Source organism: Pseudomonas sp. NDM (assembly GCF_003105095.1).
GTDB lineage: Bacteria > Pseudomonadota > Gammaproteobacteria > Pseudomonadales > Pseudomonadaceae > Aquipseudomonas > Aquipseudomonas moraviensis_A.
In genome coordinates this window covers 1-10,964 of record NZ_QETJ01000158.1, presented here as the reverse complement: position 1 = coordinate 10,964, position 10,964 = coordinate 1, and the positions used below count along the sequence as shown (strand labels likewise).

Here is a 10,964-nt window from a genome sequence, read left to right as displayed (position 1 = left end):
GTGTGTCAGTCAACGTATCGCTGACTGACACACCGCTATCGCGAGCAGGCTCACTCCTACAGGTTTTGTGTTGTATCTGAAAGGTTTTAGGCGTTACCGGCCAATTTCATCCGCGCTGCCTGGGTGAAGTCCAGCATGCGCTTCAACGGGCGGATCGCCTGCGGGATCAGCGCCGGATCAACGAAGATCTCGTTCGTGCCTTCCTTCAGGCTCTTGAGCGTGCGCTCAAGGGTGTTCATGGCCATCCAGGGGCAATGCGCGCAACTGCGGCACGCCGCGCCGTTGCCGGCGGTAGGCGCCTCGATGAACACCTTGTCCGGGCACAGCTGCTGCATCTTGTAGAAGATGCCGCGGTCGGTCGCCACGATGAAGGTCTTGTTCGGCAGGCTCTGTGCGGCTGCGATCAACTGACTGGTGGAACCGACGGCGTCGGCCAGTTCGATCACCGATGTCGGCGACTCCGGGTGAACCAGAATCGCCGCGTCCGGGTACAACGCCTTCATGTCTTCGAGCTGCTTGGACTTGAACTCTTCGTGAACGATGCAGGCACCGTCCCAAAGCAGCATGTCGGCGCCGGTCTTGCGTTGGATGTAAGTGCCCAGGTGCTTGTCCGGGCCCCAGATGATCGTTTCGCCGTTGTCCATCAGGCTTTCGACGATTTCCAGTGCGCAGCTCGACGTCACCACCCAGTCAGCCCGAGCCTTCACGGCGGCGGAGGTGTTTGCGTAAACCACCACGGTGCGCTCCGGATGCTGATCGCAGAACGCCGAGAACTCGTCGACCGGGCAACCCAGGTCCAGCGAGCAGGTCGCCTCCAGGGTCGGCATCAGCACGCGTTTTTCCGGGTTGAGAATTTTTGCCGTCTCGCCCATGAACTTCACGCCGGCGACCACCACGGTCTTGGCCGGGTGGGCGTTGCCGAAGCGGGCCATTTCCAGGGAATCGGAAACACAGCCGCCGGTTTCTTCGGCCAGGGCCTGAATCACCGGATCGCAATAGAAGTGGGCCACGAGCACCGCGTCCTGAGCCTTGAGCTCGGCGGCGATGGCGGAACGGTAGTAGGCCTCTTCCTCTGCCGTCAGCGGTTTGGGCTGTTTGGCGTCGAGGTGGGCTTGAACCAGAAGGCGTTCGGAAATCTGCGTCATGTTCGCAAGACCTGCAGGCGCATTCGCGCGAAAGTCGAGTATACACCCGGCTCCGGACCGCTAGAGGTACCGCCGGGAGAGTGAGTATCATCAGGCACGGACAGCGTTGAAGCTGCGCAAGGCTACAGAATATCCCGTTGATACAAAAGATGATTCTGACCTGTGTCAGGCACCGCGGCGCTGAAACACAAAGCAGCCGAATCGCAGGCAAAAAAAAACCCGGAAATCCTCACTTTCGTGGGCCTTCCGGATTTTCTAAACCGCCAAATATGGTGGGTCGTGTGGGATTCGAACCTACGACCAATTGGTTAAAAGCCAACTGCTCTACCAACTGAGCTAACGACCCGCTGTGTGGTGGCGCGTATAATACTGATTTTTAAGGACTATTCAACACCTTTTTGAAAATAATCAAAAATAAGGGGTTGGATCGTCCACACCAGCTGCCGCGAAGCCTTCTGCACGCAGGCGGCAGCTGTCGCATTTGCCGCACGCGCGCCCGTCATCGTCTGCCTGGTAGCAGGAAACCGTCAGGCCATAATCCACGCCCAGCTTCACGCCGGCCTGGACGATCTGCGCCTTGCTCAGGTTCTGCAAAGGTGCCTGAATGCGGAAGCCGTTGCCCTCCACGCCCGCCTTGGTCGCCAGATTGGCCATGCGCTCGAACGACTCGATGAACTCGGGACGGCAATCCGGGTAGCCGGAATAATCCACCGCGTTGACGCCGATGAAGATGTCGCGGGCGCCGAGCACTTCCGCCCAACCCAATGCCAACGACAGGAACACGGTATTGCGCGCCGGCACGTAAGTCACCGGAATGCCTTCGCCCAGCTCCTCCGGGATGTCGATACTGGTGTCGGTCAGGGCCGAACCGCCCATGCCATTGAGATTCAGGCCAATGACCTTGTGCTCGACCACGCCCAGATCACGAGCAACGCGGGCGGCGGCATGCAATTCGGCATGCGAGCGCTGACCGTAATCGAAACTCATGGTGTAGCAGGCGTAGCCTTCGGCGCGGGCCATCGCAACGACGGTGGCCGAGTCGAGGCCGCCGGACAGCAGGATGACCGCACGTTTTTCGGTAGTGTTCAGTTGTTCAGTCATCTCAGCGCCCCGGTTCGTCGTTCCAAAGATATTTATGCAGCTGCAATTGCAGGCGTACCGGCAGATTGTCCGCCACCACCCAGTCTGCCAGCTCGCGAGCATTGAGGTCATGGTGGCTTGGAGAAAACAGCACTTCGCCGGCACGCTGGTCGAGGCCGTACTGGATCAGCTTGGAGACCGCCCAGTCATAGTCCTCCCGCGAGCAGATGACAAACTTCACCTGATCGTTGCGGGTCAGCAGTTCGATGTTCTCGTAGCGGTTGCGATGCGCTTCTTTCGAGCCTGGGGTCTTCAGGTCAACCACGCGACTGACGCGTGAATCCACCGCCGAGACGTCGAGGGCGCCGCTGGTTTCCAGCGAAACCTCGTAGCCGGCATCACACAACCGTTCAAGCAAAGGAATAGCGTTTGGCTGAGCCAACGGCTCACCGCCGGTGACACAGACGTAGCGAGGGCGAAACCCGGCCACTTGCTCAAGGATGTCGTCGAGGGTGCGGACGGTGCCGCCACTGAACGCATAAGCGCTGTCGCAGTATTGGCAACGCAACGGGCAACCGGTCAGGCGCACGAAAACCGTGGGCAGCCCGGCAGTCCGAGTTTCCCCCTGCAACGAGTAGAAAACTTCGGTGATTCTCAATGTGTCTTGCATAGTCGCCACGGGCGTAACAGCGAAACAGGCTGTCCGCCTCCGTCAGGCACTTCAGGCAATCCCGCCAACGCGTAGACCGCAAGAAGCGTGTTTCAGAAAAAGGGCGTGAATTCTAACGAAAAAACCCGCGACAAGCGCGGGTTTCTTCAAAACACGGATAAACAGGCTTACATGCGCTGCAGATCACGCTGGGCCAATTGCGCGGCGGACGTGCCCGGATATTGGGACACCACCTGCTGCAGAATGCCTTTGACCTTGTCGGTATGACCGAGGCGGCGTTCTACGTCAGCCAGTTTGTACAGCGAGTCCGGCACTTTGTTGTGCTTGGGATACAGCTGCGAAACCTTGGCAAACGCCTGACCTGCACCTTGCAGATCACCCTTGGCCAGGTTCACTTCGCCCAACCAGTATTGAGCGTTGCCCGCGTACTGGCTGTTCGGATATTTGCGCAGGAAAGCCGCGAAGGCCTGGCTGGCCTTGTCGAAATCCTTGGCTTTGATCAGGTCGAAAGCGGCATCGTAATACAGCTTTTCCTTGGCCGGATCAGCCGGTTCGCTACCCGCAGCAGGGGCTTGGGCGGCCGCAGCAGCACCCGCGCCTGCGGCAGCACCGGCAGCAGCACTTGCATCGCCGCCGGCAGAAGAATTCTCGGGAGTCGCGGCTGGTGCAACGCCGGATCCTATGCGCCGATCAAGATCCTGGTATCGCTCCAGGGATTCCTGCTTCATGCGCGCAACCTGATTCTGCAGTTCTTCGATCACGCCCTGTTGGCGCGAGATCTGATCCTGCATCTGTTGCAATTGGTTGAACAGCATGCCTTGTGCCGAGGCAGGGGCCGAAGCCGCTCCCCCGGCATAGGCGCCGTTCGTACCGTAACCCGCAGGCGGATAACTGCTCCCGCTATTGTTATAACCGGAGTTGTCATCGACCACAGGAACCGCAGCCCACGCCGCAAGCGGCGCGAGGCTGAGAGCCAGAACAGTTACAGCACGACGGCACGTTCGCATATCGAATTACTTACGCAGTTCGACGCGACGGTTCTGGGCCCAGGACTGCTCGTCGTTGCCGGTAGCAACTGGACGCTCTTCGCCGTAGGAAACCAGTTCCAGCTGAGCTGGGGAAACACCTTGCAGTACCAGGTAGCGCTGAACGGCTTTCGCACGACGCTCGCCCAGTGCCATGTTGTACTCACGAGTACCACGTTCGTCGGTGTTGCCTTCCAGAACAACGCGAGCGCCGTTTGCTTTCAGGTCTTTGGCGTGAACGTCCAGAGCGCGCATGGCTTCTGGCTTCAGGTCCGAGCTGTCGTATTCGAAGTAGAAGGTGGTGATTGCGCGCAGAGCAGCTTCTTCGCTCAGGGAGCCGTCAACGGCACCGGTGTTTGCGCCGTAACCAGCGTTTGGATCAACAGCGCCTTCGCCGGCGTTGTCGCCGCCTTTGGACGAGCAACCTACAGCTACAGCCATGGCCAGAGCCAGCGCAGCAAATTTACCAAACTTCAGCATTTCCATCGTGAAACTCCTAATGAACCCCAGTGTGTTAAGTAAAACGTGTAGCGCCCGCTCACTTCAGGTAAGGGGACCAGGACGGTTCTCTGACTTCGCCTTGAGCGGTAGGAAGCGGGAGCCTCACGCGCCCATTAATGGACACGAGCATCAAGACTCCCCGGCCCTGTTGGCGGGTGGCGTAGATTACCATGGTGCCGTTGGGCGCAACAGTAGGTGACTCGTCCAGAGTGCTATCAGTGAGGATCTTTACACTACCCCGCTGCAGATCCTGAGCTGCCACCTTGAAATTGGTGAAGCCATCCTGACGATGGATCATCACCAAAGTCTTTTCATCAGCCGAAAGTTTCGGGTTGGCGTTGTAGTTGCCCACGAACGTCACACGCTCGGCACCACCGCCACCGACGCTGGTTTTATAGATTTGCGGCTTGCCGCCACGGTCGGAGGTGAAGTAGATGGTCGAGCCATCCTTACCCCAGAACGGTTCGGTATTGATGCCCTGACCATTGGTTACACGGCTGATCTGGCGCGAACCGAGGTTCATCACGTAGATGTCCGGGTTACCATCTTTCGACAGAACGAACGCCAGGCGATTGCCATCCGGCGACCAGGCTGGCGCGCCGTTGAGGCCTTCGAAGTTGGTGATCTGCTCACGGCGACCGGTGTCGATGTTCTGCATGAAGATGCGCGGACGCTTCTGCTCGAACGACACATAGGCGATACGTTTGCCGTCCGGCGCGAAACGTGGCGACAGGATCGGCTCACGGGATTGCAGCAGCGTCACTGCACGAGCGCCGTCATAGTCGGAACGTTGCAGGGTGTAACGCGTGTTCTTCTCGGAGAAGCGCTCGGCGGTTACGTACAGCAGACGCGTCGAGAACGCGCCGTCGATGCCGGTCAGCTTCTGGAACGACTGATCGGAAATGAAGTGCGCCATGTCACGGATCTGGTCGGTAGTACCGGAAACACTGCCGTCAGCCACTTTCTGTTCGGTGGCAACGTTGAACAGTGCCCACTGCACCTGGAGACGACCGCCCGCTGGAGCAATGCTGCCGACCATCACGTATTGAGCACCCAATGCCTTCCAGTCACGGAAGATGATTTCGCTCGGCTGGCTTGGCTGGCTGATCATGTTCTGCTTGGGGATCGGCGCGTAATAGCCAGAGTTGCGCAAATCGTTACCGATAATTTCTGCCATGTCATCCGGCAGCACGGCACCGCCCTGCATGCCGAATGGAACGACGGCGATCGGCGTAGCCCGGTCAGTGCCACTGCTGATCAGGATGTTCTTTTCGTCTGCTACCGCTATCCCTGCAAGGCAGCAGATAACGACCAGCATTGATCGAAGAATAGTTCTCACAAGCCTAAATCCTCAGGATTGAATGTCATCTTGAATGAGCGATACGGAGCAAAATCAGCGGGGCTCAAGCCCTGCATTTCCGTCAATCGCCCGATATTCTTAACCGCGGCTACCGCAGAAGCGTCAAATGGAGCATCGCCGCTGGACTTTGTGACCGTAGCACCCGTTACGGTACCGTCCGGCAACATACTGATCCGAAGCTCCACTTTCATGCCTTTACGCGCCGAAGGTGGAAGATTCCAACCCTCCGAAACACGGAGCCTGATCAGGTCATCGAAATCACCCGCTACGCTGTCGCCAAGTTCGTCCGCCTTGGTCGCTGCCCGATCCGTCTTGTCCGAAAGCAACTCAGCCAACGCCTGAGCCTTTTTGTCTTCAGCCGACTTGCGCGCTGCATCCTGGGCCTTTTTCTTGGCAGCGTCAGCAGCAGCTTTTTTCTTCGCGTCTTCGGCGACTTTCTTCTTCGCCTCTTCAGCTTCAGCTTTCTTCTTGGCGTCTTCGGCGGCTTTCTTCTTCGCGTCTTCGACGATCTTCTTCTTGGCTTCTTCGGCAGCGGCTTTCTTGGCCTCTTCCTCAGCAGCCTTTTTCGCTTCGTCTTCGGCCTTCTTCTTGGCTATATCAGCCAATTGTTTCTCTTCGGCTTTTTTGGCTTCGGCTTTCTTCGCGTCATCGGCTTTTTTGGCTTCATCAGCCTTTTTCGCTTCGTCCGCTTTTTTCGCCTCGTCGGCCTTCTTCGCTTCCTCGGCCTTTTGAGCCGCTTCCTCTTTCTTTTGTTCCGCCGCTTTCACCGCTTCCTGCTCGATCTTTTTCTGTTCGAGCTGTTCGACTTCAGTCTGGCGCGCGGCAGTTTTCTTCGCCTCACCCGCAATCTTCTGATTGGTCTGGGTAGTCGCCGGACTTTTCGATTTCAGCTGGTACAGAGTCGCCTGGACGATCGGCTTGGCCGGCGGCAGTTCGGGCGTGAAGGCAAAACTGACGAACAGCATGCCGAATACCAGCACGTGCAGGACAATTGCCAGAACACTAGGCCAGAAGTAGCTTTCCGAGGCGGACGGCTCTCGCTGTTGCTGCATCAGGGGGCCTCGGTAATCAGACCAACGTTACCGACCCCGGCTTTCTGCAACCCGCCCATGGCACCCATGACGGCGCCGTAGTCGACAGTCTTGTCGCCACGAATGAACACCTGGGTGCGTTTGCCGCCTTCGGTGCCGACGCGAATGATCTTGGTCACTGCGTCAGTCATCTGCGGCAGGGTCATGGCCCTGTCCTGTTGCTTCTCGGTGTCGACTTCGCTGCCAAGGTTCCAGTAGTAGGTCTTGTCAGCCTTGATCGAAATGGTCAGGACCTGAGTGTTGTTGTCCTGCGGCAAGGCTTCGCTGGAAACCTTGGGCAGATCAACTTTCACGCCCTGATTGAGCATCGGCGCGGTCACCATGAAGATGACCAGCAGCACCAACATCACGTCGATGTAGGGCACCACGTTCATCTCGGCGACCGGCTTGCGCTTTTTGCGAGCTCGAGCGATTAAAGCCATCGGGAAATACCTGCTTATTCTTCGCTGGTGTGCACTTTGCGGTGCAGGATCGCCTGGAATTCATCGGCGAAGGTGTAGTAGCGGCCCAGCAAGGTTTCGCTGCGCGCAGCAAAACGGTTGTAAGCGATGACCGCCGGGATCGCAGCGAACAGGCCGATCGCGGTGGCGATGAGGGCTTCGGCGATACCCGGGGCAACGGTGGCCAGGGTCGCTTGCTGGGCGCTGGCCAGACCGCGGAAGGAGTTCATGATCCCCCAGACGGTACCGAACAGACCGATGTACGGGCTGACCGAACCGACGGTGGCGAGAAACGGCAGGCTCTGCTCCAGCTTCTCTTCTTCACGGGAGATGGCCACGCGCATGGCACGAGCGACACCTTCCATCACGGCTTCAGGATCGACACCTGGCTGTTGACGCAGACGGGAGAACTCCTTGAAACCGGCACGGAAGATCTGCTCGACGCCCGAATCCGGATCGGGATTGCTGCCGGCCTGACGGTACAGTTTGGACAGATCGATACCCGACCAGAAGCGCTCTTCGAAGCTCTCCAGGGCGCGTCGACCGGCACGCAGCAAGTTGCTGCGCTGAAAGATCATGATCCATGAGGTCACCGATGCGGCCACCAGGGTCAACATTACCAACTGCACCACGATGCTGGCATTGCTGACCAGGCTCCACATGGAGGAATGGTCGACGACGTTAGCTTCCACGCTTTATCTCCTGCTCTGAGTGTGTACCCGGGCCGACCGCGTCGGCAAAGGCCGCACGCAGGTCTTCGGGAAGGGCCCGGGGTTTCAAACTGTCGGTGCGCACGCAGGCCACCAAAAACTGCCCTTCGCAGAGCAGCACATTATCCGTGGCCCGCCTGACCTGCTGTCTGAAGCGCAGGCTGGCACGGTTCAATTCGGTTACATCAGCGCTTACCAGCAGTTCGTCATCCAGTCGCGCCGGCGCGTGGTAGCGCGCTTCGCTGGTATGCACGACGAACAACAGGTCCTCTCCGGCCAGCTGCGATTGGGCAAAGCCCAGTTCCCGTAGCCGTTCGGTTCGAGCCCGTTCCATAAACTTGAGGTAATTAACGTAATACACGATGCCGCCCGCATCGGTGTCCTCGTAATAAACGCGACAACGATGTGCGAACGGCCCAAGCCCGTTTTGCGCGCGCATACTCTAGTGCTTACTCCTCAGGTTGCCAATCCGGCAGACAACTGTTTTTCGTGGTTTCAAAGCTATAACGCAAAAGTACCGTCCTATGACCGTACAAACCCTGAATAAATCACCAACAAATGTGTATCAATCGTCCACGGCGTCGAGAAACTCGTCTGCCACGGGCATCTCACCCATACGCGATGGAACGTTCAAACCGAAATGCAGGTAGGCATGGCGCGTCACCACCCTGCCCCGGGGTGTGCGCATGATATAGCCCTGCTGGATCAGATAGGGCTCGAGCACGTCTTCAATGGTGTGGCGTTCTTCACTGATTGCCGCCGCCAGACTGTCGATCCCGACCGGGCCGCCGTCGAACTTCTCGATCATGGTCAGCAGCAGTCGCCGGTCCTGGTGATCGAAACCGTGTTCGTCGACATCCAGCAGGTTCAGCGCCAGATCTGCGACCGCTTTGGTGATGTGGCCCTTGGCGCGGACCTCGGCGAAGTCGCGTACTCGGCGCAGCAGCCGGTTGGCAATTCGCGGCGTGCCACGAGCACGACGGGCGATCTCGAACGAACCTTCCGGATCCAGCGGCAGACCGAGAATTGCCGCCGAACGGCTGACGATCGTTGCCAGGTCGGCGGTGCTGTAGAACTCCAGGCGCTGGACGATACCGAAGCGGTCACGCAGCGGATTGGTCAGCATGCCCGCGCGGGTAGTCGCACCGACCAGAGTGAACGGCGGCAGATCCAGCTTGATCGAGCGCGCCGCCGGCCCTTCGCCGATCATGATGTCGAGCTGGAAATCTTCCATCGCCGGATACAGCACTTCTTCAACGATCGGCGACAGTCGATGGATTTCGTCGATGAACAGCACGTCGTGCGGCTCGAGATTGGTCAGCAATGCGGCCAGATCACCAGGGCGCTCGAGCACCGGGCCCGAAGTGCTCTTGATCGACACGCCCATTTCCTGGGCAATGATGTTAGCCAGCGTGGTCTTGCCCAGACCCGGCGGGCCGAAGATCAAGGTGTGATCGAGGGATTCGCTGCGGCCACGGGCGGCCTGGATGAACAGTTCCATCTGCTCGCGCACGGTCGGCTGGCCAATGTAATCGGCCAGGCTGACGGGACGAATCGCCCGATCCTGGACTTCTTCGCGCTCGCGCGGGCTGTGCGCGGCGGCGATCAGACGGTCAGCTTCAATCACTTAAATCATTCCCTTCAGAGCGCGGCGGATCAGGTCTTCGCTGCTCAGGTTCTTGTCTTTGATCGCGGAAATCGCCTTGCTCGCTTCCTGCGGCTTGTAGCCCAGGGATATCAACGCACTGACGGCATCGGTCTCGGCGCTGTTGACCGGCGCCGGGCCGTCCGGCTGATTCGGCACCAGCGCAAACATCGCCGGCGAAGTTTCCCAGGCTTTGAAACGGTCTTTCAATTCGACCAGCAAACGCTCGGCAGTCTTCTTGCCAACCCCAGGCACCTTGGTCAGCGCCGAGGTGTCCTGAGACTGCACGCAACGCACCAGCTCATCGACTTCCAGGCTCGACATCAGCGCCAGCGCCAGTTTCGGCCCGACCCCGTTGAGACGGATCAGCTCGCGGAAGAAGTCTCGCTCACGCTTGCCGGCAAAACCATAGAGCAATTGCGCATCTTCGCGTACGACCAAGTGGGTGTGCAGGGTCAGCGGTTCACCGACCGACGGCAGGCGATAAAGGGTGGTCATCGGCACTTCCACCTCATAGCCGAGGCCGTTTACATCGAGAATCAGGTGCGGCGGCTGTTTCTCAGCCAGGGTGCCGCGCAAGCGTCCAATCACGTTTTGAATCCTTGAGCGCTGGCCAGCCGTGGGCTGGCGACGATTGAAGGGGGCTTGCGCGCCGGCAACACAGGCACCGAAAAGCCACTTTCAGGAAAATTGATGCTGATGCTATCAGAGACGCAGGCGCCCGCCACGACTGCGTGCGGTTCCCAGACCGTGGGGGAGCAGGCTCGAGCGTGTATGCGCATGGCAGATGGCGATCGCCAAGGCGTCGGAGGCGTCGATTTGCGGCTTGCTGGTCAATTTGAGCATGTGCATGACCATCATCTGCACCTGCTCTTTATTGGCCGCGCCCGTGCCGACCACGGCCTGTTTGACTTGCGTGGCGGTGTACTCGGCAATTTCCAGGCATTCTTCAGCGCCAGCAACAATCGCAGCGCCGCGCGCCTGACCGAGCTTCAGCGCCGAGTCGGCGTTTTTCGCCATGAACACCTTTTCGATGCCCATGGTCACCGGGCCGTAGGTCTTGATGATCTCGCGCACGCCGCGATAGACGATCTGCAGACGCTCATGCAGCTCGCCGGATCCGGTGCGAATGCAGCCCGAGGCCACATAGATGCAGCCGCCCCGCCCGGTATCGCGAACGATCCCGTAACCGGTGATACGACTTCAATCAGTATCGCTCAGTAATATTCGAGACGTTTCTGAGAAGGTTGTAATCCTCCTCCGTCCTGTTCAGTGTCGCGAAGCCCTTATTTCGTCA

General features: G+C 58.9%; 13 protein-coding genes and 1 tRNA gene. All 14 read right to left on the bottom strand.

Annotated features, from left to right (window positions below; genetic code table 11):
- Positions 1–86: 86 nt before the first annotated feature.
- Positions 87–1,145 carry a quinolinate synthase NadA gene (gene nadA, locus DCO47_RS22415; RefSeq protein WP_042607283.1) on the bottom strand — a complete coding sequence of 353 codons (1,059 nt, stop codon included), beginning with the start codon at positions 1,143–1,145 and terminating at the stop codon, positions 87–89.
- Between the two features lie 270 nt (positions 1,146–1,415).
- Positions 1,416–1,491, bottom strand: a tRNA-Lys gene (locus tag DCO47_RS22410).
- Positions 1,492–1,553: 62 nt separating this feature from the next.
- A complete protein-coding gene (gene queC, locus DCO47_RS22405; RefSeq protein ID WP_039758175.1) occupies positions 1,554–2,246 on the bottom strand; it encodes a 7-cyano-7-deazaguanine synthase QueC in 693 nt (230 codons plus the stop codon).
- A gap of 1 nt (position 2,247) precedes the next feature.
- The gene (gene queE, locus DCO47_RS22400) at positions 2,248–2,895 is read right to left on the bottom strand and encodes a 7-carboxy-7-deazaguanine synthase QueE (protein ID WP_042607284.1); all 648 of its coding nucleotides are present in this window, start codon (positions 2,893–2,895) and stop codon (positions 2,248–2,250) included.
- Between the two features lie 167 nt (positions 2,896–3,062).
- Positions 3,063–3,902, bottom strand: a complete 840-nt coding sequence (gene ybgF, locus DCO47_RS22395) for a tol-pal system protein YbgF (RefSeq protein WP_041479790.1) — start codon at positions 3,900–3,902, stop codon at positions 3,063–3,065.
- 6 nt (positions 3,903–3,908) lie between these two features.
- Positions 3,909–4,406 (bottom strand): peptidoglycan-associated lipoprotein Pal, encoded by a 498-nt coding sequence (pal, locus tag DCO47_RS22390; RefSeq protein ID WP_003178634.1) that lies wholly within the window; start codon positions 4,404–4,406, stop codon positions 3,909–3,911.
- Positions 4,407–4,458: 52 nt separating this feature from the next.
- The gene (gene tolB, locus DCO47_RS22385) at positions 4,459–5,739 is read right to left on the bottom strand and encodes a Tol-Pal system beta propeller repeat protein TolB (protein ID WP_082367955.1); all 1,281 of its coding nucleotides are present in this window, start codon (positions 5,737–5,739) and stop codon (positions 4,459–4,461) included.
- Positions 5,740–5,756: 17 nt separating this feature from the next.
- Entirely contained in the window at positions 5,757–6,833 is a 1,077-nt protein-coding gene (tolA, locus tag DCO47_RS22380; RefSeq protein ID WP_042607286.1) for a cell envelope integrity protein TolA, read from the bottom strand.
- Positions 6,833–7,285, bottom strand: coding sequence for a protein TolR (gene tolR, locus DCO47_RS22375; protein WP_161806102.1), 453 nt, complete (start codon positions 7,283–7,285; stop codon positions 6,833–6,835). Before tolR ends, tolA begins: the two co-directional genes overlap by 1 nt.
- Positions 7,286–7,308: 23 nt before the next feature.
- Positions 7,309–8,004: a protein TolQ gene (tolQ, locus tag DCO47_RS22370; RefSeq protein ID WP_008080223.1), complete on the bottom strand. Its 696-nt coding sequence runs from the start codon at positions 8,002–8,004 to the stop codon at positions 7,309–7,311.
- Positions 7,994–8,461, bottom strand: a complete 468-nt coding sequence (ybgC, locus tag DCO47_RS22365) for a tol-pal system-associated acyl-CoA thioesterase (protein WP_116658950.1) — start codon at positions 8,459–8,461, stop codon at positions 7,994–7,996. Before ybgC ends, tolQ begins: the two co-directional genes overlap by 11 nt.
- Positions 8,462–8,587: 126 nt before the next feature.
- Positions 8,588–9,649: a Holliday junction branch migration DNA helicase RuvB gene (gene ruvB, locus DCO47_RS22360; RefSeq protein WP_024014087.1), complete on the bottom strand. Its 1,062-nt coding sequence runs from the start codon at positions 9,647–9,649 to the stop codon at positions 8,588–8,590.
- Positions 9,650–10,258, bottom strand: a complete 609-nt coding sequence (ruvA, locus tag DCO47_RS22355; protein ID WP_024014088.1) for a Holliday junction branch migration protein RuvA — start codon at positions 10,256–10,258, stop codon at positions 9,650–9,652.
- Positions 10,259–10,372: 114 nt separating this feature from the next.
- Complete coding sequence (ruvC, locus tag DCO47_RS22350; protein ID WP_116658949.1) at positions 10,373–10,864, bottom strand: crossover junction endodeoxyribonuclease RuvC; 492 nt, start codon at positions 10,862–10,864, stop codon at positions 10,373–10,375.
- Positions 10,865–10,964 lie beyond the last annotated feature (100 nt).